The sequence below is a fragment of the Rhodococcus sp. IEGM 1351 genome (assembly GCF_030056875.1).
Classification (GTDB): Bacteria; Actinomycetota; Actinomycetes; order Mycobacteriales; family Mycobacteriaceae; genus Rhodococcus_F; species Rhodococcus_F opacus.
This window is the reverse complement of the sequence record NZ_JASHKU010000020.1, coordinates 132,404-154,794: the sequence shown is the minus strand read 5'-3', so window position 1 is coordinate 154,794 and position 22,391 is coordinate 132,404. Positions and strand designations below refer to the sequence as shown.

General features: G+C 64.2%; 25 protein-coding genes. 14 read left to right on the top strand and 11 right to left on the bottom strand.

What is annotated here, in order from left to right:
- The first annotated feature begins 211 nt into the window (after positions 1-211).
- The 4 genes from QM806_RS29765 to QM806_RS29750 all read left to right on the top strand — a co-directional run bounded on the left by QM806_RS29765 (position 212) and on the right by QM806_RS29750 (position 3,875).
- Positions 212-1,021, top strand: a complete 810-nt coding sequence (locus QM806_RS29765; protein WP_005264912.1) for a crotonase/enoyl-CoA hydratase family protein — start codon at positions 212-214, stop codon at positions 1,019-1,021.
- Between the two features lie 48 nt (positions 1,022-1,069).
- Positions 1,070-2,254: an acetyl-CoA C-acyltransferase gene (locus QM806_RS29760; protein WP_120660772.1), complete on the top strand. Its 1,185-nt coding sequence runs from the start codon at positions 1,070-1,072 to the stop codon at positions 2,252-2,254.
- A gap of 217 nt (positions 2,255-2,471) precedes the next feature.
- Complete coding sequence (locus QM806_RS29755) at positions 2,472-3,107, top strand: TetR/AcrR family transcriptional regulator (protein ID WP_133984339.1); 636 nt, start codon at positions 2,472-2,474, stop codon at positions 3,105-3,107.
- A 477-nt stretch (positions 3,108-3,584) separates the two neighbouring features.
- Positions 3,585-3,875, top strand: coding sequence for a chorismate-binding protein (locus QM806_RS29750; protein ID WP_488663935.1), 291 nt, complete (start codon positions 3,585-3,587; stop codon positions 3,873-3,875).
- 123 nt (positions 3,876-3,998) lie between these two features.
- On the opposite strand, the gene lipB is transcribed toward QM806_RS29750, so the two are convergent.
- Positions 3,999-4,466, bottom strand: a complete 468-nt coding sequence (gene lipB / locus QM806_RS29745) for a lipoyl(octanoyl) transferase LipB (RefSeq protein WP_208328680.1) — start codon at positions 4,464-4,466, stop codon at positions 3,999-4,001.
- 672 nt (positions 4,467-5,138) lie between these two features.
- A complete protein-coding gene (locus tag QM806_RS29740; protein WP_005264908.1) occupies positions 5,139-6,113 on the bottom strand; it encodes an NAD(P)H-binding protein in 975 nt (324 codons plus the stop codon).
- A gap of 785 nt (positions 6,114-6,898) precedes the next feature.
- Between QM806_RS29740 and QM806_RS29735 the strand changes: the two genes are divergently transcribed.
- The 3 genes from QM806_RS29735 to QM806_RS29725 all read left to right on the top strand — a co-directional run bounded on the left by QM806_RS29735 (position 6,899) and on the right by QM806_RS29725 (position 9,125).
- Positions 6,899-7,678 carry an alpha/beta fold hydrolase gene (locus QM806_RS29735; RefSeq protein WP_283293748.1) on the top strand — a complete coding sequence of 260 codons (780 nt, stop codon included), beginning with the start codon at positions 6,899-6,901 and terminating at the stop codon, positions 7,676-7,678.
- 9 nt (positions 7,679-7,687) lie between these two features.
- Positions 7,688-8,161: a winged helix-turn-helix transcriptional regulator gene (locus QM806_RS29730; RefSeq protein ID WP_133984341.1), complete on the top strand. Its 474-nt coding sequence runs from the start codon at positions 7,688-7,690 to the stop codon at positions 8,159-8,161.
- Between the two features lie 871 nt (positions 8,162-9,032).
- On the top strand, positions 9,033-9,125 hold the full coding sequence (locus QM806_RS29725; RefSeq protein WP_265146145.1) for an Rv1535 domain-containing protein: 93 nt from the start codon (positions 9,033-9,035) through the stop codon (positions 9,123-9,125).
- Positions 9,126-9,527: 402 nt separating this feature from the next.
- Here QM806_RS29725 and QM806_RS29720 read toward each other — a convergent pair whose 3' ends face one another.
- Positions 9,528-10,340, bottom strand: a complete 813-nt coding sequence (locus tag QM806_RS29720; RefSeq protein WP_133984343.1) for an oxidoreductase — start codon at positions 10,338-10,340, stop codon at positions 9,528-9,530.
- Between the two features lie 177 nt (positions 10,341-10,517).
- Between QM806_RS29720 and QM806_RS29715 the strand changes: the two genes are divergently transcribed.
- Positions 10,518-11,096: a TetR/AcrR family transcriptional regulator gene (locus QM806_RS29715; RefSeq protein WP_005264890.1), complete on the top strand. Its 579-nt coding sequence runs from the start codon at positions 10,518-10,520 to the stop codon at positions 11,094-11,096.
- Positions 11,097-11,559: 463 nt separating this feature from the next.
- Here QM806_RS29715 and QM806_RS29710 read toward each other — a convergent pair whose 3' ends face one another.
- The 6 genes from QM806_RS29710 to QM806_RS29685 form a co-directional block, all read right to left on the bottom strand.
- Complete coding sequence (locus QM806_RS29710) at positions 11,560-11,907, bottom strand: histone-like nucleoid-structuring protein Lsr2 (RefSeq protein WP_133984345.1); 348 nt, start codon at positions 11,905-11,907, stop codon at positions 11,560-11,562.
- A gap of 961 nt (positions 11,908-12,868) precedes the next feature.
- Entirely contained in the window at positions 12,869-13,951 is a 1,083-nt protein-coding gene (locus QM806_RS29705; RefSeq protein WP_133984347.1) for an IS630 family transposase, read from the bottom strand.
- A 114-nt stretch (positions 13,952-14,065) separates the two neighbouring features.
- Entirely contained in the window at positions 14,066-14,545 is a 480-nt protein-coding gene (locus tag QM806_RS29700; RefSeq protein WP_133984349.1) for a hypothetical protein, read from the bottom strand.
- Between the two features lie 47 nt (positions 14,546-14,592).
- Positions 14,593-14,844, bottom strand: coding sequence for a hypothetical protein (locus QM806_RS29695; protein ID WP_206031523.1), 252 nt, complete (start codon positions 14,842-14,844; stop codon positions 14,593-14,595).
- A 166-nt stretch (positions 14,845-15,010) separates the two neighbouring features.
- Complete coding sequence (locus QM806_RS29690) at positions 15,011-15,706, bottom strand: methyltransferase domain-containing protein (RefSeq protein WP_120660755.1); 696 nt, start codon at positions 15,704-15,706, stop codon at positions 15,011-15,013.
- A gap of 226 nt (positions 15,707-15,932) precedes the next feature.
- Positions 15,933-16,178: a helix-turn-helix transcriptional regulator gene (locus QM806_RS29685; protein WP_005264706.1), complete on the bottom strand. Its 246-nt coding sequence runs from the start codon at positions 16,176-16,178 to the stop codon at positions 15,933-15,935.
- Between the two features lie 383 nt (positions 16,179-16,561).
- On the opposite strand from QM806_RS29685, the gene QM806_RS41860 reads away from it, so the two are divergent.
- From QM806_RS41860 to QM806_RS29660, 5 genes are all read left to right on the top strand, one after another.
- A complete protein-coding gene (locus QM806_RS41860; RefSeq protein ID WP_265147554.1) occupies positions 16,562-17,095 on the top strand; it encodes an MFS transporter in 534 nt (177 codons plus the stop codon).
- Between the two features lie 123 nt (positions 17,096-17,218).
- A complete protein-coding gene (locus tag QM806_RS29675) occupies positions 17,219-17,371 on the top strand; it encodes a PTS fructose transporter subunit IIB (protein WP_133984351.1) in 153 nt (50 codons plus the stop codon).
- A 105-nt stretch (positions 17,372-17,476) separates the two neighbouring features.
- Positions 17,477-18,880: a sugar porter family MFS transporter gene (locus tag QM806_RS29670; protein ID WP_133984353.1), complete on the top strand. Its 1,404-nt coding sequence runs from the start codon at positions 17,477-17,479 to the stop codon at positions 18,878-18,880.
- Entirely contained in the window at positions 18,880-19,827 is a 948-nt protein-coding gene (locus tag QM806_RS29665) for a carbohydrate kinase family protein (RefSeq protein WP_005264710.1), read from the top strand. Before QM806_RS29670 ends, QM806_RS29665 begins: the two co-directional genes overlap by 1 nt.
- A gap of 1,035 nt (positions 19,828-20,862) precedes the next feature.
- Positions 20,863-21,066, top strand: a complete 204-nt coding sequence (locus tag QM806_RS29660) for a cold-shock protein (RefSeq protein ID WP_005264711.1) — start codon at positions 20,863-20,865, stop codon at positions 21,064-21,066.
- 576 nt (positions 21,067-21,642) lie between these two features.
- On the opposite strand, the gene QM806_RS29655 is transcribed toward QM806_RS29660, so the two are convergent.
- Positions 21,643-21,789 (bottom strand): hypothetical protein, encoded by a 147-nt coding sequence (locus QM806_RS29655; RefSeq protein ID WP_167120839.1) that lies wholly within the window; start codon positions 21,787-21,789, stop codon positions 21,643-21,645.
- Positions 21,790-21,808: 19 nt separating this feature from the next.
- Positions 21,809-21,976, bottom strand: a complete 168-nt coding sequence (locus QM806_RS41855; RefSeq protein ID WP_415651147.1) for an Lsr2 family DNA-binding protein — start codon at positions 21,974-21,976, stop codon at positions 21,809-21,811.
- Here QM806_RS41855 and QM806_RS29650 point away from each other — a divergent pair.
- Positions 21,930-22,322, top strand: coding sequence for a hypothetical protein (locus QM806_RS29650; RefSeq protein ID WP_005264712.1), 393 nt, complete (start codon positions 21,930-21,932; stop codon positions 22,320-22,322). The two genes, QM806_RS41855 and QM806_RS29650, sit on opposite strands and share 47 nt — an antisense overlap.
- The last annotated feature ends 69 nt before the right edge of the window (positions 22,323-22,391 follow it).

Below are 22,391 nucleotides of genomic sequence, written 5' to 3'. Positions count from 1 at the left end.
TTCGTGGCCGGCTCCCCCGGCGGCGATAAACAAAGGCCTGTCGGCCCAACACTCGGGCGGCGCAGAGCCGACGGGCCGCGTCATGGCCGATCTCTATTTCAGTTAGCCGCGTTGCCGATATCGGAAAACCCGAACCGGCGACGTTCGTCCCGCCAACAACAGCTCGCCCCTGGGTGGGCCGCATTTCAGTCCAACAGAAGGAGCGAAGAGAATGCCTGAATCGACGATCGAAGCCGGCGTGAAGTCCAGCACTGTCACCACCGAGGTACGCGGAAACGTGCTGTTGATCGGCCTGAATCGGCCCGACAAGAAGAATGCGTTGACCGGAGAGATGTTCTCGGCCCTGGCCGACGCGTACAAGCGTTACGACAGCGATGACGATCTGCGCTGTGCCGTGTTGTACGGCGAGGGCGGGGTCTTCTGCGCCGGCGCGGATATGACGCAGCTGAAGGAACTCGTCGAAAGCGGCGCGCTGGTCTACAACGAAGGAGAGTACGACCCCTTCGGAATGGAGGGTTCTCGGTTGTCGAAGCCGTTGATTTCCGCTGTTCATGGCATGTGCTTCGCGGGTGGGCTCGAGCTCGCTCTCGCTGGTGAGTTCATCGTCGCCGCCGAGGGCACGCTGTTCGGCCAGCCAGAGGTTCTGCGCGGTGTCTTTGCGTTCGGCGGTGGGGCGGCGCGATGGGCCGAGCGTGTCGGCTATGCCAATGCGCAGCGGTACCTGCTCACCGGCAATCACTTGGATTCGACCGAAGCGTTCCGGATCGGCTTGGTGCAAGAGGTCGTTCCGGCGGCCGAACTCTTCGATCGCGCCCTCGGGTTGGCCAATGAGATCGCAGCAGCGGCGCCAATGGGAGTGCATCACTCGCTGGCCGTGTCCCGCATTGCAGCCGCTGAGGGAACTACGGCCGCACTCAAGGCAGTTCCTCAGCTGCGGTCCGAGGTCGTCGGAAGCAGCGATGCCGCCGAAGGCGTCGCGTCGTTCCTGGAGCGCCGGGCCGGCGTCTACACCGGCAACTGAGTCGGAACGCACCGGCCGACAACATCAACATCTAAGGACAGAAGAATCATGAGAGAAGCAGCAATCGTCTCGACGGCGCGTACACCCATCGGAAAGGCGTATCGCGGCGCGTTCAACAATACTCATAGTGCGACGTTGGGCGGGCACGCCGTCGAGCACGCGCTGAAGAAGGCCGGACTCGAGCCCTCTCGCGTCCAGGACGTCGTGATGGGAGCCGCCCTCACGACGGGAGTGCAGAGCGGTGATATCGCGCGTCAGGTCGCCATCCGCGCCGGAATCCCCGTCACTACACCGGCAATCACCGTCAGCAAGTTCTGCACGTCGGGGTTGGAAGCGATTGTCGCGGGTTCCTACCGGGTGCTCCAGGAGGGGCTCGATGTAGTCGCCGCCGGTGGCGTCGAATCGATCAGCCAGATTCAGGTCCCGGGCTACGAGTTCATGATCGAAGAGCCGTGGATCAGGCAGAACAAGCCCGACTACTACATGCACATGATCGAAACGGCCGAGGTGGTCTACGATCGCTACGGCGTGAGCCGGGAGTCTCAGGACGAGTTTTCGTTCCAGAGCCAGCAACGTACAGCCGCCGCTCAGGCCGCCGGTCTGCTGGACGACGAAATCGTTCCGATGGAATCGGTCAAGCGAGTCGTCAACAAGGAAACTGGCGAGGAATCGTTCACTACGGTCACCCTCGCACACGATGAAGGCAACCGGCCCAGCACCACATTGGAGGGCCTGCAGGCCCTGAAGCCGGTGATGCGTGCCGATGGGTGTGTCACAGCGGGTAACGCCAGCCAGCTCTCCGATGGTGCGTCGGCGGTTATCGTGATGAATCGCGATACCGCGGAGAAAGAAGGTATCGAGCCGCTCGGATACTTCCGTGGCTACACCAGTGTCGGCGTCGAACCCGACGAGATGGGCATCGCGCCGGTATACGCGGTACCGGCGTTGTTGGATCGGTTCGGCCTGAGCGTCAACGATATCGGTCTGTGGGAGCTCAACGAGGCCTTCGCGGTTCAGGCGGTCTACTGCCGTGACAAGCTGGGCATCCCCGACGAACTTCTCAACGTGAACGGTGGCGCCATTTCGATCGGCCATCCCTACGGCATGAGCGGAGCCCGCATGGCGGGACACGCCCTGATCGAGGGCAAGCGGCGCGGCGCGAAGTACGTCGTCGTGACGATGTGCGCCGCGACCGGCCTGGGTGGTGCCGGCCTGTTCGAGGTTGCCCTGTAATCGGCACGTAGCCGGACCAAGACGTGGCCGACCGGCCGCACTGAGTCTCGCGGCGATCCGGCTCTCGACCCGCCGGATAGCCGCGAACCCAAGCCCCGCGCTCTCCGCAGTACGGGAAGGTCGGGAACGTGATTTTCACACCGTCCGCGGGGACCTGACCATCTTTGTCTAGACTGGATGGTCTAGGTGTTTTCGATCAGGACAGGTGGGTGCCACTATGCGGGAGTCGACGAAAAAGCGCGACAGTGGGAAATCTGAAGGCGAGCGGCGTAACCGCAAAGACCTCCCGCACAAAGAACGACTGCTCCGACAGGGGACGAGCCAGTTTTATGCCAGTGGTTTCAGTGGCACCACTGTCGATGCCCTACTCCACGCGACTGGCGTGCCGAAGGGATCGTTCTACCACCATTTCGGGTCCAAAGAGGCGTTCGGCCGAGCTGTGCTGGAGCGATACTGTCACTTCCAGATGGACTTGCTCGCCTCCTGGGCAGCTCGCCCCGGACTCGGCACGGTGGAGAAACTGACCGGCTATTTCGACGCAATGGCTGATGGTTTCATCGCCTCCGGGTTTCAACGGGCATGCTTGGTCGGAAAATTCTCCACCGAAGTAGCCGCCACCTCCGAAACCTTTCGGCACCACCTCGACGAGGACCTTCGAAACTGGCACTCCGCATTGTCCGACATCCTCACCACAGGCCAAGCCGAAGGAGACGTTCGCGTCGACCGGTCTCCCAACGAACTGGCCGACGCACTCCTCGCCCTGATTCAGGGCGCATTCGTGGTCGCGTTGTCGACGCGCAATGCCGCGTCACTACGGTCAGTCTGCGCGACCATCCCAGTAATCATCACCTGAGTGCAGATCGTTCGTTGCAGCTGGCGTCCACTACTCTCACGCGAATCGTGCACCGGATCGTCGTACCGGTCGACGGCGGGGTAGGTCACCTCTGCCGGAAGCCGCCCCTGCGAGCCCGATGCCGTCACCCGCGCCACGCCCGGAGCGGGCATGGGCGATATCCTCACCGGTCGGCCTACCACCTTCGGTACCAGCCAGCACATGCGGTGATCAGCAAACCCAGCAGAAGCAGCACATTCCTCCTGTCCCCCTTATCTTGTCAGCACGGACCTGTCTGGCCGACCAGGCGACGGGCGTCGGCGAACATGGCCTCGATCTCGCTTTGATCTCCGCGGTGCTTATCGCACCGCTGCTGCGCCGCATCGGCCGCCGCGTGGAGATCGAAGACGCCGGATCATCGAGGCTGTGCTCATGCCGACGTTGCCGCCTGAAAGAAATACATCCGACAGCGTTCCATAGCGGCAGTTCCAAAACTAGCTGCGCCGCTACACTTTCAGTCAGCGCGACAGTGCCTTACTGCGGCACCGTCGGTATGGTCAGCCCCTCGCCGGGCTCGGACTCAACGTTGCCATTCGCACCGACGAATTCACTCCTACCGGCGCCGTCGTCCTTGGCGTCGGTGACGGCATCACCATCGTCTCCGAGCCCGCGGCCGAATGGCAGGAATGCCTCGACAAAAGCCCAGTCCATCACCCTCGCCAACAATCTGACCCGTACACTCGCACCCAATGTGACCGAACGGCCACTGCACCTTCGCGCACATCGTGACCGTCGGCTGAACAGCCCGAGTCGAATGTCGGGTAGCGGGGCGTCGCATCAATGCTGGCGACCGAGTCGCTGCCGGTGCTGGAGGCATTGACGCCTTCGACGAATCGCCTCTACCACAACATATTAGCCGTTGGCGACCTCGGAATGCGACGTGGCCCCGAACGCCGTTGCAATGGCATCTCGCACGATGTGTTCCCGCGGCGCCGATCTGCCCTGTTCTGCAGCGATCTCGGCGAGTGAGGTCATGGTCACCCCGGGCAGCCCGCATGCAGTGAACTTGGTGAATTCGTCAAGATCCGGGGAGATGTTGAGCGCGAATCCGTGACTTGTTACACGGTCACGGATTCGCATTCCGATCGATGCGAGCTTTTCGTGCCGCGGCGTCCACACCCCGACCAGGCTCTGAGCCCCTGCCGGAGTGTCGTGCCGCACGGATTCGAACCCGAGTGAATCCAGGGCGCGAATAAGCCCCTGCTCCGTCCAGCGCACAATATCACCCGGACCACCGTTCTTCTTCAGCCTCATCACCAGATAACCCATCAGCTGACCGGGACCGTGGTACGTCGCCTGTCCGCCGCGGTCGACTTCCACCAGCGGGATTGGAGAGTCGGCTCGTGGCAACTCCTGCTTGGGCGTTCAAAAATACAAGTCGGTCACAGATCTTGCCCGCACGACGGTCCTGCACCCATTCCCGCATCGCCCCGACGGCCTCGATGTAGGGCACCTCTCCCAGATCGATGCGTTCCAGCGGATGCTGCGCCGCCGATTGCTTACTGCCTGACATGTAGATTGATCCTCTCGCGAAATTGAGGCCGACGGGCCGTCCATAGTTGCAGTGGGTGGTGCGGGGAGGGGTGTGCCGTCAAGGCACTGCGGGTCACAACGTTACAGGCGCCGCACGAGGGGCACAGCGAAGCGGATGGGTCTTCCGCGTGGAGGACCGGAGCACCACCAACATCCGACGACGACAAGAACCCGTCTGCTCCGCAACTTGTTCAATCCGATGCAGGAGTCGTGTGATCCACCCATGACACCTGGGACGGTGGCCTGGTAAGGCTCTGCATCCATCCGTCATGCGGGTCGACCCAATTACGGCATGCGGTCCGGCCACCACCGAGCCGTCGGAGGTCGGACTCCGCGCAGACGCTTGTCGTGGGAGACCGCCGGCCGCGGCGATCACGCGTTGGGCAATCTGCTCGTCCCGTGAGGAATGATTCGACACCAGCGGCATCGAGAAGTGTGCTGGCGGTCGCTACAACGAGCTCAGTCAGCCGCCACTTTCTGCAGGCGAGGATTGTTCTCCAGCGCCCACCGCACGGTCTTCGGCCGACGCCCGAGCAGGGTTTCCAGCTGATCGGTGACGACGTCGTAACGTCCACCGGCTATCAGCTTGGTCAGGGTCTTCAGGTGCTCGGCAACATGCGGATATTCGGTCAAGGCACTGGCGACGAAGGTTTCGTTCCAGGCGTCCACTTCCTCAGGGATATAGGAGATCTGGCGTCTCAGCACAGCTGCGTAGTCCTCCGCAAAACCGTGCATGTCCTTCAGCTCCGGTCCGGTGAGTTCATAGGACTTCGAGACATGCGCCGCAGGGTCGACGAGGATTCGCACGCACACCTCCGCCACGTCATACCCGGCGACGGGCGCGATCCGCTGAAGACCGAAGGGGAGCCGCAGTTCACCGTTGCTCAGCGGACCCAGTGTCAACCAGGTCAGGATCGGATTCTCGACGAAGATGGTCGCCCGCACGTTGACGGTCGGGACACCGGACCAGTCCAGCACCTGCTCGGCGATCCAGTGGGCCCGATGCTGCGGTGACCAGTCCGTCACAAGTCCACCGAGCCACGAACGCCGTTCCTCGCTCGGTACGGTCATCTTCTCGAACGTCATGAAACCCTGCTCGAACTCGGAGATGTTGACGAAGACCTCGATGTCGCCCTGGGCCCGCGCCGCCGCAGCCATCAGTGTGACGGCATCGGTGTAGTACGGCGACAGGCTCATGCTGAAATAGATTCGCCGGCAGCCCTTCAGGGCAGCTGTCACGTCGGCGACGTTGAGTAGGTCGCCGACGAAGATGTCAGCCCCGGCCTGGCGCAGCGAGTGCGCGCGTTCGTCGTCCCGTCGCACGAACGCGCGCACCGGGTACCCCTGCTCGAGCATCATCTCGACCATCGTTCTGCTCACGCCACCGACTTCGCCGGCGGCTCCGGTGATCAGGATGGGATTGCGCTCTGACATTGATATGTCTCCTCTGACTGGTCTGCGGTGCCGCGTAGAGTCCCTGACTCTCACTGAAAACCGATCGGTTTCGACCCACCGTAAACCGATCGGTTTTTTGATGCAACCTACCACTGGCGGCATGAGGCAACCAGCCCCGCTCTGGGCCAGCGCGATGACGGCCGGATGCCACCTGCTCCGCAACCTTCAGTCCGCATTTGATTGCAGCTCAGAAGAACTCGCGACCGTGTGGGACGCCACGGAATCTGGCGAAACCTCGAAAACTCGTCGTCCGAAACCCTCGACCTCACCGACATCACACCCGTCGCTCCGCAGGAGGAGTTCGTCTCGACGAGGGGTCCGGTGGAACCCGCACGCCGCATCGAAACCGGCGATCACGTGATGACCATCGGAGTTGTCGCGCAGATAGAACGCAGCGACTCGGCATCCCGCGTCGACACCGCGACCACGATGCACCCAGAATCAGGGGCAGGAGTGCGTCCTTCGCACATCCGCGCCGTGGACCGCTATCGCGAAGGGCTCGATGACCCGGCCGCCGTTACCCGTCAAACCAACCGGACGGGTCTACCAGGTAGCGCATCATCCACTTCTCTCGGCGAAATTACAAGGGTTAGTTTCTTCATGAGACTCATGTTACTGTCACCGCGTTGCGTGAAACAACTCACCTCGATGTGGAGCAGACCCCGATGGATACCAAGACCAAACCACCCTCAGTACCGCTGTCAGTCCGGCGAGGACAGCACCGGATACACGCCGAGGTTACGGACGGGCCAGGAGCACCACTGGTGCTCATGCACGGCTTTCCCGACAGCATGCATCTCTACGACCGCCTCATGCCGCACCTTGTCGGTCGCCGGCGCGTGGTGCGGTTCGACTTCCTCGGGTGGGGCGAGTCGGACAAACCGGCCGGTTACCCGTACACCGCGACCAACCAGGTGGGCGACATCGACGCGGTGGTGAAAAACTTGCCGGACGAGCGAGTGGTCCTGGTCGCACACGACGCATCCGGTCCGCCGGCCATCGACTGGGCACTACGGAATCCCGACCGGGTCGAGGAGCTCGTGCTGCTCAACACCTACTACGAATGGACGATCGGGCTTCGACGGCCACATGCCATCGTGCTGTACTCGACCCCGGGGCTCAACGTGATCGCCCGTAAACTGTCGACGATGCGTCCGGACCTCGAGCGGCGGCTCTTCCGCTACCAGGTGGGCTCATTCATCCGCGACGGCGACGCCCGCGCCGAACTCGTCCCGCGGCTCTTCGAGCAGTTTCACGCCTCACGGCCGGCGTTCTGGCGGCACACCTCCGGCATGCTCGGCCAGGTCGCTTCCCGGCGGCTCAAAGCCCGCCAACTGCAGCACTTCCACCGACCCGTACGGATCATCTTCGGCGTCAGCGACCCCTTCCTCAATCCGCGGTTGGCGAAGCGGTTCGCCGGACAGTTCCCCAACAACAACCTGCATCTGATCGAGAACTCCGGGCACTACGTCCAGGTCGACGAGCCCGAACTGGTCGCCAACCTCATGACTGCCGAGTTTCGTCACGCAACCCTACCGGCGTAGAATCAGCGGATGCTCAACCGCACGTACGACGGCCAGGTGTGCTCGATCGCACGCACGCTCGAAGTGCTCGGCGAGCGATGGACACTGCTCATAGTCCGCGACGCGATGCTCGGCCTGCGCCGCTTCGACGAGTTCCAGCACAGCCTGGGCATCGCCCGCAACGTGCTCACCAACCGGCTCAAGCTGTTGGTCGAGGCGGGCGTCCTCGAACGCAGCGAGTATCAGCAGCGGCCGCCTCGCTTCGAGTACCGGCTCACCGCGGTCGGCCTCGAACTCTGCACGCCGGTGGTCGGGCTCATGCATTGGGGCGACCGGCACCTGGCGGGACCGGACGGCTTACCACGGCTCACCCGGCACCGTGCGTGCGGCGGTCAGCTGCACGCCGAGCTGGTCTGCGAGCAGTGCGGCGCAACTGTTGCCGACACCGACCTGGAACTGCCGCCGGGACCCGGACTACGAGCAGATCCCATCGCTGCCCGCTAGCTCGCAGGTAAGCGTGTGGCAGGGCATCCCAGCCAATCGCCAAACCAAAACTTCGAGTGCACGTTGACATCGGAAGAAGGTCGTCGCAAGGGCCCGCGACCTGCGCGCGGCGTAGATGGGCGTCGATCGCTGCCGGATCCCCGAGCAGGTCGACCGCACCGGTCGGCGACCGCAGACAGCCTTTCCAACGCGCCGCCGACTTCCTGCCGTAACAACGGCAGGACCTGCGCCAACGCGGCCGGCGGCCTCCGAGGGGTCGGTGGACAGTTCAGCCTCCGCCGCGGCCGAGGCGGTCTCCTGCTTCTGCCGTGCCCGCCAGGCCCGGACCCTGTCAGCGTCCGACGCGTACTCCCGGGGCCTACTGTCGTCGTGTCGGTTCTCGGGGGGGCCCGATCTGGCGCGTTTCTCACATAGGCGGCGCGGCGTTGGCGCAGTTTCTCGCCTGGCGTGGCGCATGATGCCTCGGTCCTGGAGGAGAGGTTGCGCCAGTTGAGCCGTGCCGATGACGAGTTTGGCGGTGTTCGTCACCGGGTCCGGGGTGGAGCGTTGTCCGTGGGCCCCGTCGGCCATTCATGTTCCGGACATTGACGTATATAATTTGGCAAGCCGAACTTCGGCAGGTGATGAGGCTCATCGAGGTGCGAGATGTGATTGTCGACCGACCGGGGGCGGGTCGGTGAGCGCGCTGGTGCGCGGTCCGTTGCTGCTTGGTGGGGCGCTGGCGAGTTCGGCCGGGCTAGTATCGGGGGCGGGAAAGGCGATTCGTCTGCCATTGCCTGCCTCGGGATAGTCTGCGATTCACCTCGGGTCGGTTTCGGGTCCACAGGGTGGCCGTGTGGCGAATCCTGTGGTTGATTCGGGGACGGATCCGGTGGCTTCCTTGGTGGCGCGGATGTTCACGCCGCCGTTGCGGGAGCTGTACGCGGTGCTGGTGCGGGCGGGTGTGGTCGAGATCATCGACTGAACCTTCAATCCTTTTCGCCTCCCGACGACGTCGAGGGGACGACAGTGTGCGGTCGTTGGTTCCGCCGGTGCGGAGTAGTTCATCAACTGCGGTCATCGGTCTCACTTGCTCTCAGAAGGCCTGGTAGTCGCCACCTCCCGTGCGCGGATATTGCAGGCCCTCGCGGTGCTTGTCCAGGTCGGGTCGGGGCATCTGCCTGAAGCTCATGAAACAGTCCCCCCCCCGCACGGGAATAGCAACGTGCCAAGAACTTTGGGAAACCGGCGTCTCGCAGCAGCTGCGCTCGGGAGCGACGAGGACCGGTGGGATACCGCCCCGGTGGCCGATGCCACCGGTAGGTGAACGTCGCGGAGGGGCCGTCGACGGTGAGATCCTCGGCCGCAACCGCCAGTTAGCCGCGCATCACACGGGCAGCCGGTTGAGCTTACGCACCTGGCGGTCGAAAATGCGCGACGGGACCAAGCGGCGCATGATGCTGACGCGCCCGGCCATGCCTACGGGGTAGCGCATTTTCGGCTTGGAATCGGTCGACGCGGCGACGATCGCCTTGGCCACGAGGGCTGGGTCGTCGCCGCCCTTGATCTGATCCACCATGTACTGCTCGAAGACCTCACGCTGCTTGGCGTAGACCTGCAGGGGCATGTCGGCTCGCACGCTGTTCGCTTCGAAAGCCGTGTTTGTGTAAGCGGGTTCGACGAGCAGGGCTCGCACGTCGTACTCGCGGACCTCGTGGTCGACGGATTCTGAGTAGCCCTCGACGGCGTGCTTGGAGGCGACGTAGATCGCCATGTAGGGCTGAGGTATCAACCCGAGGAGCGACGAGATGTTGATGATGCGTCCGCTGCCCTGGGCGCGCATATGCGGTAACACGGCGTTCGTCATGCGGATGACGCCGAAGACGTTGATATCGAAGACAGTTTGGGCCGCGGTTATCGAATTCTCCTCGGCGGCGCCCGCCGAACCGATACCGGCGTTGTTGACCAGCACGTCGATTCGCCCGAACCGCTGGATTACCTGACCGACCGCCGCGGTGACCGAGTCGTCACTGGTCACGTCGAGGTCCAGGAAGGTCACACCTTTCACCGGGGCGAGTTGAGTGGTGGTGCGGCTGGTTCCGATCACCTCGAACCCTGCTTGGACAAGGGCGGCCGCAGCCGTTTTGCCGATGCCTGTTGCGCCGCCCGTCACGAGTGCTACCGGCCGATTTGTCGTCATCATGAACTCCTCACTCAGTGGATTGCATCGTCCCACTCCGGAACGACCAGTGATACATTAACGTATCACTTAGGCATGTAACCGCAACCATGCAGGATCTATTTCCTGCATATCCATAGCGATGGCGTATCGTCTATCGCATCTGGAAGATATGACCCACAGAATCAGGAGGCAGGCATGGCTCGAGCGCTGCGTGCGGATGCCGAGCGCAGTGTCCGCGCGATCCTGGAGGCGGCCGAGCAGGTGCTCGCCGAGGACGCTGGCGCGTCGATGGAGCAGATCGCCGAGGCGGCGGGGCTGACCAGGATCACGGTGCATCGCCGGTTCGCGAACCGGCAAGCGCTGCTTGAGGCGCTGTCCATCTCCGCCATGCAGCAGCTGCTCGAGGCCATCGACGAAGCCCGACCGAACTCCGCACCTGCGCTCGTCGCGCTGTACCGGGTGACCGCTAACGTCCTGCAGGTCAAGAGCGCGTGGCGGTTCACTCTCAGCCAAAACACGTCCCACAGCGAAGTGGCCGCAGCGCTCTGGGCCGACATCGAAGCCCACACCGTCGACCTTCTGGCCCGGGCGCAGCGTGAAGGACTCCTCGCTCCCGCAACGGATCTGGAGTGGACGCGTCAGGTGTACTACGCCCTGCTCAGTGAAGCCCTCAATAGACGAGGTACAGACCAGGATTCCTCGGCGCAGGATCCCGACGCCTTGGCCACACTTGTGATCGACACACTGCTGCATGGTGGCGGACCACACCACTGAGTGGGCCCTCGTACTGGCGCTATCCCACGGGGAGGACTCGGTGCGCGATCTTCATCGAATCTTTGTCGAACCAGTACTGCAGGCTTACCGCTGACCGGAAGGCTGTGCGATTGAGATGCTGAATTGCCTCACGGACACGACGATGATGAGCCGGCGAGCTCGGCGCGGCTAACAACAGTGGCATGCCGCCACAACCGCCGCAGGCGGGTCGCAGGCGGGTCGCAGGCGGGGCAACCCACAATCGGCAGCGGTCGTGGTGGACGAGTTGCACCGTGGCCGCACCCAAGTCGAAGCCCGAGTGCGTATCCTCGCCGGGCGTGGGCGTGGGCTCCAGCGACTACAGCATCGGCTCCAACGCCGGTGGGCGAATGGAGACAGCGCCGTCGTCACCAAGACCGCACTTCGACGGCGGATCCGACTGCGCGTGTCCACTCAGGGAGCGATGTGCCTGCACGGTCACAGGTCAGTGGGCGTCGTAGAAGGCTTGCTCGATCACTGCCGGGATGCGGCCGCGGGAGGACAGCTTGTGCCCCTGCTCGAGCGCCCAGGCCCGGATCTTCTTCGTCTCGCCTGACGAGCGCCGCGCGGCGACCGGGGTGGCCGACCGATCCGAGCGGTGCTTGCGGCCACCCACTCGGGTGGAGTAGGCGATGTAGTACTCGAACGTCTCGCGAAGCTCTTTCGCGTGCTCGTCCTTCAGAGCGATGACGTACTCGACGCCGTCGACGGTGTAGCTGATGCTTTCGCCGTCCTCACCGAACACGGTGCCCTCGATGTCGTCGACCAGCTCCACCACGACCTTGCGCGCCACAGATCCACTCCTCGGTTCTTCGGTACGACCAGATGACAGTACTGGAAGAACCAGGTAGCCCCGACGAGCTCGGCAGGGCGGGAACGGACCGCGATTCGCCGCCCTGCCCCGCCACCTTCGGGTCCGAGGCCCCTCGGTGACGGTGTCCGACCACGCTCGACCAGCCGAATATTCAGCGGCTGTGGATGATTCCTAGTTTCCGGAACCTACCGGTGCCGAACCGCACAGGGTGTCTGACCCTCAGCCGGTGCGGGCAGTCACGCACATCGGGCACCGGGTGGTCTCGCCGACGACCCACCCATTGTGTCCACTGGATTGGATTACCTGCACAGTCATGTCACCCTCGCGACGAACACCGAATCCGAATCGTGGCAACACGAATCGCACAGCCAACCGACGAAGCAGAGCCCCGGAGTCCGAACCCGACAGATTCGTGACACCCAGCATTGGCCGGCACCAAGGCCTCGAGTCGGCGCCACCACACTCACCTTTTGGGGTGGTCCGTGCCGGACGACGCACCATCGCAGGCGCTGCCACCTCAGTCGACGTTACCTGCTAGCTACTCTAGCTATCACAGCTTCGCTAGCAGTCCACTCGGACGGGCGGGCGCCATGCCAGCGCACTACACGACGGTGCGCACCCTGCCGGCCGCCACCACCCCGTCTCGGCATTTACGTCACCGTGATGAAATTTGCCCTTGCCAGTCCGTCTACCCACCGAGACTCGGTGCACCGCCAAACACCGGTGACGCGGCCGCCTCATACCGATACTGGCGACGCGGGTCGGTCCCTGGGAAAAGGGGACGTGTCGTCGGTGCAGTTCATTGGCCTGCAACGCAACCAATACCTGCGTCTAGCAGCGGGAACGACACGTCCCCACTGATCAGCAAATCGACTCTCCGCTGAAATGCAAGCATTAATGGCAATGCTGGCAGGTCGCTCCCTAGTGGTGCGTCTCTGAATTAGCTGATCTTTTCGAGAGCAATTCGTCCACGGGCGACTTTCGCGAGGATGGACTCGGCGGTCGCGGTCCAGACGTACGGACGTGGATCGTCATTGTGCGCGTCGAGATATTCCTGGATCGAATCGATCAGATCGGGTACCGAGTGAAACACCCCGCGCCGCAGCGCTTTGTCCGTCAACTCGCGGAACCAGCGCTCGACGAGATTGAGCCAGGACGAGGAGGTAGGTGTGAAATGCAAGTGGAAACGCGGATGTTTGGCGAGCCAGGCTTGGGCGTTCGGGTGCTTGTGCGTGGCGTAGTTGTCGAGGATCAGATGGATGGTCAGCTCGTTGGGCACTTCACGGTCGATGGTGCGCAAGAACTTCAAGAACTCCTGATGACGGTGCCGGGGCAGGCATTGGCCGATCACCATGCCGGTGAGTACGTCGAGTGCCGCGAACAAGGTCGTGGTTCCGTGACGCTTGTAGTCGTGGGTCATCGTCTCGCCGCGGCCCCTGACCATGGGCAGCGACGCCTGCGTGCGGTCGAGGGCTTGCACCGACGACTTCTCATCCGCGCACAACACGATCGCCTTCTCCGGCGGATTCAGGTAGAGCCCGACGACGTCGACGAGCTTCTCCTCGAACCGAGGGTCGTTCGACAACTTGAAGGTGTCGACCCTATGCGGCTTGAGGCCCCGGGCCGACCACACGCGCTGCACGGTGTCTTTCGAGACTCCGACTGCGTCGGCCATTGTCCTGCAACTCCAATGAGTTTCGCCCTCGGGGCGATAATTCTGCGTCAGATCGAGAATCTTCTCGATCGTCTCCTGCGGAATCGACGCTTTGCGGCCACGGCCCTTACGGACTTCACCCAACCGGGCAACCCCGTCCTCTGCGAACCGTGCCCGCCAGTTCGACACCGACCCAGGCGACACGGACAACGCCCGTCCGATCGCGGCATCGGCCTGACCGTCGGCTGCCATCAATAACGCCTTGGCGCGAACCACCTCACGATGAGCACCCGACTGCGACCGAGCCAACAACTCGAGCACCTCACGCTGGCCCACGGACATCTCCAAGGCAGGAACCGGCTCTCTCATGCGGAAATCCTACCCAACAAAAGGGCATTCATTTGCGAGACACACCATACTAGTTGTGGCGGTTCGCCGTCCAACCCTGTGGCTCGCGTCTGGCACCGGCTCCCGCGGGTGGGGTCACGCCAGGGCCAGAACTCGGGAGCGTGCCTCCAGGTAGCGGCCGAGGAGGTCGAGCATCTCGGCGTCTGGGTGCGCGAGTTCGGGAAGGTTCTTCGCGCTCATGATCGTCAGGTCGACCGCGGCGACCTGCCGACGGCACTCGCCGAGCACCTCCGGTGTGATGGCGGCGGCGTCGAGCCGGTCGGTCAGGTACCGAATCGACTGATCCAGACCCAGACCCGGGTTGCGGGTTCCGTTGCCGGCCCTGCGGGTTTCGACCATCTGCCACCATGCTTCCAGCTCGCCCAGCACCGCGGGATCGGTGACCGCGATCCGCAACGCACGGTCGAGCGACTGCGAATCGGTGAGATCAACCTCACCCACACCTGCTGCGCGGCTGAGTATCTGGCCGAGCTGGTGGTTGGCGAGGCTGTCCCCGCGGCTCCACCAGTACGACACCATCACGTGTACCTTGCTCGCCGCGGCCAGCTCCCCCATCAGACCCTGTTCCCTTCAACGCAAGACGAAAATGTTCGAGTCCATCCTCACAGCCCGGCAACCGCCCCGCAGTCCCGGGTCACGGCTGTGGATCGGCGATTCAGGCTGCGCCGGGAGGTGTGGGCCGCCGCGCACATCGGGCACCACGTGCGCTCGCCGACGATCCACCCATTCGTCTCGGCAAACGCCACCGCCTCGGGCCGGCCGGCGACGGCAGCGGCGAAGGTGTGCTCGCACAGATCGCACCGCACCGTCCAGCCGCGCCTGCTTGTGGATCGCACCAATGTATAACCAGTCATGTTGTCCCCCGACGTCGACTCTCCGCTGCTCCAGCATGGCACAACTCGCGGCGTGTTGGGGGCCCACACACAGTGCGCCGTGGCCGTCACACCCCCCAGTCCCCCCTCGACCCGTCCCTCCCCGCCTCGTCCGCATCAAAGCCTGGACGAGGAGCACGTGAGCGCCCTACTGCGGCGGGGTTCGTCGCGGTCGGTGAGCCGCGAACACCGCCACGGTTCCGACGACGGTGATGTCGACGGTTCCGAATGCCGCCGACAATGCGGTGCGCAGGCCGTCCAGGTAGTCGGCCCGGTTGTCGAAGGCCTTGATCGGCCCGTTGTAGAGGGCGCAGAGGGCGCGGCCGAACAGGTTGTGCGCCACCCCGGTCCCGAGGATGGTGGAGCCGAAGAACACCCCGTCATCGGCGACTACCTGGGCGATGTGCCCGAACGCTGTCCCCTTCTCCGCCCAGGACCCGGGAGCACAGTGGAACACGAAGTTCGCTGCCACCGAATCGAATACCCCCACGGCGGGGTCGATCGGGGAGAGGATGCTGCCGGTGTGGACGGCCGGGATGATGTTCCGGTCGGCGAGCCTGCCGGTGGTCATCGCCATGGTGTGAGTGTTGAGGTCCATCAGCGTGATCTCGGGCGCCGCGGTCGGGTAGGTGGCCCGGTGGAGATACCAACCGGTGCCGGGGCCGATATCGAGGTGCCGGCCGCCCAGGTGGGTGTCGTAGTGGGTGAGGAGCCGTTCACGGGGGCAGCGCCAGGCGTAGGTGTTGCTCCACTTCAGGACGAAGGTGTCGTACGCCCCGAGGACGGCCCCGCTGTACTTGTTGGCTCCGTCCTTCTCCGCCTGAGTGACCTCACCAGCTGTCATGTGTGCGTGTTCCCTTGATCGTTGATCTGTCGTTGCCATGCGAAGCCGATCCCCCGCAGGCCGGGGACGATCCTAACGGTCTTGAGAACCTTCCGTCGCGGTGCACCACATTCACACATTGCGCTCCCCCATCCGGCAGGTGCACGCATTGCACCGGGATCCACTGGGGAACATGATGTTCCGTCGGCTTGCCACCTCTCTAGGGGGTCACCGGGAACGACGGCGATCAGTCGGCGCGGCGCCGGCGTGACGTACGCAGGTCGGTGCGCGCACCCTGGCCGGGCCTGTTGCGGGCCCACTCGGCGATCTCCGAGCGCTTGAACAACGGGGTGCGCCCGATCCACTCCACCGGCGCCGGCGCTTGCCCACGGGAGACGTATCCGCGAAACGTCGAGGCGGACAGCTCGTTACCGGTTTCGGCCTTGATCAACTCCAGGACCTGATCGGTGGTCGGCCGATGCGGGTTGGCCATCGGTGAACCCTTTCCGTCCATCACCCTTTTCGGCGATGCCGGCGGAAGGCAGGTTGCGGTCGGTACCGCCCACGATACAGCGATACATTGCAAGGTGCGAACCCCGGGGAGGACCTGCGGAGCACGTTCCGACCGAACGACATCGGGCCCCACGCACGTCATTTGTTCGATGACGCGGACAATCAGAGGCCGAGCGCTGCCGCGCCGGAATACGGCTATTCAGATCGAGGCAACACCGATCAGACAGTGGCAGATCGTGGTGGGCGAGAGACCCATGGGGAGGTCTTGCGCCGGTCCAGCCGGTCCATGTTACGAAGCGCGATGATCCCGCCGATCACGGCGACCACGTGTGGGTATGGCTGGCGGAGATCTTCCCGCTGCACATGCGCGGCCTCGGGATCGGGATCTCGGTCTTCTTCGGCTGGACCACCAACGGAATCCTGGCGCTGTTCTTCCCGTCGCTCGTCAAGGAAATCGGCTTCACCGGGTCGTTCTTCATGTTCGCCGTCATCGGCGTGGCGGCGCTTGTGTTCGTGTGGACGAGGGTGCCCGAAACACGGGGCGTTCCCTCGAGGCGCTCGAAGAGGACGTCACGACCGGCGAGATCTACATCGGGATGCACTGAGAGCGCCCTCGCCCAACACCAACGAGTTGTGCGGGCTGAGGCTGTGGGTGGCGGCCGCCCCGCCGACCGCATCCCGTTCCGGGCCAACAGTTTCACGCGCACGCCTGACGCTTTCGTGGAGACAGTCGCGCCCCCGCAGACTCCGCCCATCCAGACGGCGCGCGCCCGGAACTCCGACTCTCACCGGCGCGGAGGTGATCGCACTGCTGGCCGCCGACCACTTCGGCGTGTGGTTTTGACCTGCTCATTGGTGCCCGACTGTGTGTGTTTAGGCCCGTATCTGTTGACATGAGAGCCACGTCACAGCTATAACTATCCGCAGGCTCATCGATACAGCGACGCAGGACCAGGCAGGTCAGCCTCGATCGGTCGTCGCCTCGGCTGCGACAGCGAACCGCTAGGAAAGGCGCGTGACATGAAGTTCGTAGCCACAACCTCGTGCCCTACGGGCATCGCACACACATACCTGGCGGCGGAATCGCTGGAGCAGGGTGCCGCCCGCAGCGGTCACGACATCCACGTCGAGACGCAGGGCGCTTCTGGCTCCGAGCCCTCGACCCCGCGGTGATCGCCGCGGCCGACGGGCGATGGCGTGGGCGCCCAACCCATCGCGCTGTGCGCGGAAATCCTTCTTTTCCATGATATTTCAACCGCAAGAGGAAGTAGACATCTCGTGAAACCCATAGTTGTTCGCAGCGCCATAGTCGCCGCGACCGGCGGTCTGCTCTTCGGATTCGACACCGCCGTCATCTCCGGTGCGGAGGAACAGATCCAGCAGGTGTTCGCGCTCAGCGATGCCAAGCTGGGCTTCACCGTCACCACCGCACTGATCGGGACGATCCTCGGCGCTCTGGTCACCGGCCGGCCGGCAGACCGGTACGGCCGCAAGAAGGCGCTCTACGTGATCGGCGTCCTCTTCGTTCTTGGCGCCGTCGGGTCTGCCCTGGCCCCGAACGTCGAAATTCTGATGCTGTTCCGGTTCATCGGTGGCATCGGCGTGGGTGGTGCCAGCGTCTGTGCACCGATCTACACCGCCGAGATCGCCCCCGCGGCCAACCGAGGACGCCTGGTCGGGTTGGTGCAATTCAACATCGTGCTCGGCATCCTCATCGCCTATGCATCCAACGCCGTCATCCGCGCGGCGGTCCCCGGCGACAATGCTTGGCGCTGGATGCTCGGCGTCATGATCGTTCCGGCACTGGTGTTCGTCCTCATGCTGCCGACCGTTCCCGAAACGCCGCGCTGGCTGGCTGCCAATGGTCGATGGGACGACGCGACCGCAACGAGCAAGCGCCTGTGCGCCACCCAAGCCGACGTCGACTTCCAGATGAGGGAGATCCGGGAGTCGCTGGCGGCCACCGCGAACATGACGAAGGTGCCGTTCTTCACGCGCGGGCACCGCAAGGTGATCCTGCTCGCCGTCGCGATCGCCGTCTTCAACCAGTTGTCGGGCATCAACGCGGTCCTGTACTACGCGCCACGGGTCATGCAGGAGGCCGGCGCCAGCACGAACGCCGCGTTCCTGATGAGCGTCGGGGTGGGCGCGATGAACTTGGTCGCCACCATGGTCGGGCTGAGCCTGATCGACCGGCTCGGCCGGCGCAAGCTGATGATCGTCGGCTCGATCGGCTACCTGATGTCCCTGGGATTCCTTGCCGCCGTGATGTTCTACTACGAAAATGCGCGCGGTGGCGAGTTCACCTCTACGTCGTCGATACTGGTGCTGATCGGGCTGATGGGATTCATCGCCGCCCACGCGGTCGGCCAGGGCTCGGTGATCTGGGTATTCCTCTCGGAGATCTTCCCGAATCGGATCCGTGGTCAGGGGCAGTCGCTGGGCAGCCTGACCCACTGGGTGTTCGCCGCGATCACCTCGTTCGCCTTCCCGCCGATCATCGGTGCCCTCGGTGCCGGTGCCGCGTTCAGCATCTTCTTCCTCGCCATGGTCGGTCAGCTGATCTGGGTGCTGAAGGTGATGCCCGAGACCAAGGGTGTGCCGCTCGAGGAGATGCAGGCCAAGCTCGGCGTCGCACTCGACCACGGCCCGGACCAGCCGACCGCGGTACGGGCGCACTGATGACCAGCCGCGTACTCAGCCTCGGCGAAGCACTGATCGACGTCGTCACCAGGCCCGGGTCCACTCAGGAACACGTCGGCGGCAGCCTGCTCAACGTCGCGGTCGGACTCGGCGCACTCGGCCACCCGGCCAGCATCTGCTCCCACTGGGGCAAAGACCCCCGGGGAAATCTGCTCAGACAGTGGGCAGAGTCCGCCGGCGTGCAGATCACGCCCGGAACCGACTCCGCACACAAGACGTCGGTCGCGTTCGCCCGGATCGACGCGGACGGACACGCAAACTACGAGTTCGACCTGAACTGGGCGGTCCCGCAACTGCCGGACCTGGAACCGTTCGGGCATCTGCACACCGGCAGCATCGCCGCCACCGTCGAACCAGGCGGCTCGACGGTGGTCGTCGCGGCCGAACGGATGCGGCTCCTCGGTACCGTGTCATACGACCCGAACATCCGTCCCGCACTGATGCATTCGCCCGACACCGTCGTCGACCGCGTCGAGCACCTGGTCTCACTGTCCGACGTGGTAAAGACCAGCGACGAGGACCTCGACTGGCTCTACCCGGGCGTGCCGGTCGAGAACATTATGCGGCGGTGGGTGAAGACAGGACCAGCAATGGTGGTCGTCACCCGCGGATCCTGGGGCGCGTACGCGCGACTGGCTCACAACCGGGACATGCTCCACATCGACCAGACACCGGTCACCGTGGGCGACACCGTCGGTGCCGGGGACTCCTTCATGGCCGGACTACTCTCCGGACTACTCGACGCGGGCCTGCTCGGCTCACCCCAAGCACGGGATCGACTCGCGGCTGTGGACTGGCCCGATGTCCAACCCGCACTGCTCCGCGCGATACACACGAGTGCGTTGACGGTCAGCCGATCCGGCGCGTACGCGCCCTCCCGGGCGGAAGTGCACGCCCTTCATGCGCTCGACCCGGCCCTCACCTGAACGATCGTCGCGGTCACCGAGGACGCCATGCGTGGTTACCGGCGTTGATGCACAACCCCATTCACGAGAGGAATCACCCGACGTGCAACGGTTGTTCATCCGGCACGGCCACACCCTTGCCACCGTCCGCGGCGAACTCGGCACCCGCGTTCCCGGCCTGGGGCCGCAGTCAAGGCGAAGCTCCGCTTCGACCCGAGCTGACCTTCCAGGTCGAACCTGAGGTGATCGCCCACACCCGCAACGCGCGCGAGCGCGACCACGCGGCCGGAGTGCAGACGAAGTTCGCATGGACTACCCGTGCCGGGATTGGGCGATAAGCAGGTCCTCGGACAGGCGGTCGGGACAAGCGCGGAAGCAAGTCTTCCGGTCGACGCGTCCGGGCATGTCCGCAGCGCGTTGGTTCCGGTGCGCGACGACCGATCGGCACCACTGACGTCGACACCACCGACCTGATCAAGTGTCTTTCAACTCGCTCCGACGCCGGCTTTCGTTTCCGCTCCCGGCCGCATCGACAACCCATTTACACCTTTTACCAGCGATTTTGCTGCGACTCCCCCACTCCCCACGCTGATCGACATCACCGGAGAATATGCGTCTCCGGATTGGCGACGGTGTAGGGCCCCGCGGGCGGTGGCATTCTTCGACGCTGCGACCTGCGGACTTCTCACTTCTCTCGCGGCATGGCCACCGTAATCTGTCTCAATTCCCTGGCATTTTCTTCTGTCTTGGGGAGGGGCAGCCGTGTCCAGGCTCTGCTGCGACGAGCGATCAGGACTCCCCCGCCACCTATTGTCGGGAGCGGTTAAGGCGCAACTGAGGAACACTGCTACGTCGGAACCCGCGCCGCTCAGCTCGATCCCGGAAACGGGGCCGCTACCGGGGATCGATGAACGACCGGGTTGCCGGGAGTCGCAGCGATGCCGAGCAGTACGTACGTGTCCGCGCGGCCGGTCCGTCGTCGGGTGGCAGGATCAGTGGTATCGAGATCGGGTAATCGATGTGAGTGCCCGGATCGAGATCGTAGGGAGCATCAGCATGGCGCAGGGCATTGTGAAGTGGTTCAACGGTGAGAAGGGCTTCGGTTTCATCGCACCCGACGACGGAACTCCGGACGTTTTCGTGCATTTCTCGGAAATCGCGGGCAGCGGCTTCAGGTCACTCGATGAGAACCAGCGGGTGGAGTTCGAGGTCGGCCAGGGACAGAAGGGCCCGCAAGCCACGAACGTACGCTCTGTCTGACCGGCATCACGTAAGGACCGCATCCGTTTGGGTGCGGTCCTCAGTCGATACGGTCCGCGGTCGTAACCAGGAAAATGGGGTTCACTCGTCGTGTCCTTAGGCGCAGCGTCGGCGTCGTGGGCTGATCGGGCGTCCTGGTAGTGGTCGACAAGCGACGCCTGTTTCCCTGCTAGTGCCGGAAGACGGACCTTTCGGAGCGGGCTCGCGGCCGTGCTGCTCGGTCGCCACCTGCCGCTCCCAATCCGCATCTGATCGTGCCCGCGGAACGCTCATGCGGTCTCCTCCGAACTGCGCCCCCGGAGGAGTTGCTCTCCACACAGATCACGCGCTGGCGACTCGCCGGTCGCGCCCCGACACCTGACGAACCCTCATCCCTTCGACACTGCTCAGCTCATCGAGCGCGGTCGTAGGGCTGCGCAAGTCCTCACCCTCTGGCGCACAAAGTCGTCCGCGGAATATCGGCGAGCATGGCGAGTCCACGCTCGAGGTCTGCTGCGGTTCGATCGCCCACAGCGTCATCCTGCCCTGTGCGGGCGGTCATCAGAGCGCGCCGCTCGACACACACGAGTGGCACCGTCAGTGCGTTGCAGCACCCTGGTCGCGGGGAGGGACTTGGCGTTCGAGCAACTCAGCAAGCTCCCCGATGGTGACCTCCACGGTGCCGAACATGGGATCACCCGAGACGGCATACCGCGGCAACAGGAGTCGGTCGGTCACGCTCATCAGCGGACCCCCACCCGCTTCATCCGAGTGGGAGCGGCAACTTTGCTGCAGCGTCATGGAATGCTCGCACAATCGCGGCCGAAATCCGACCGCGCAAGGACACTTTACGGCCCTCCCCGATTGCCCACTCGCGAATCTCATTGGTCTTCGCCTTCGCCGGCGCGGTGCCCGCCGCCGCGCCCGCCACCGGAGCCTTCTTCACGGCCGTCGCTTCCGCAGCCGACTTTGCAGCCGCCGACTTCGCGACCGACGTCTTCGCCGGAGCCTTCCCCGCGACCATCTTCTCCGCGGCCGCCGCCTTCGCCACCGTCGCCTTCGCCATCGACGTCTTCGCCGCAGCCTTCCTCGCGACCTTCTTCTTCACGGCCGTCGTCTCCGCGGCCGCCGCATCCGCAGCCGACTCCACAGCCGCCACCGCCTTCGTTGCCGCCCCCGTCGCGACCGACTTCTTCACGATCGACGTCTCCGCCGGAGCCTTCCCCGCGACTAGCTTCTTCGCAGGCGTCTTCTTCGCCGGCACCGCTTCTGCCTGAACCTGCTTTGCCTGAGCGTCATGGAACGCTCGCTCGATCTCGGCCGAAATCCGACCGCGGGGCGACACT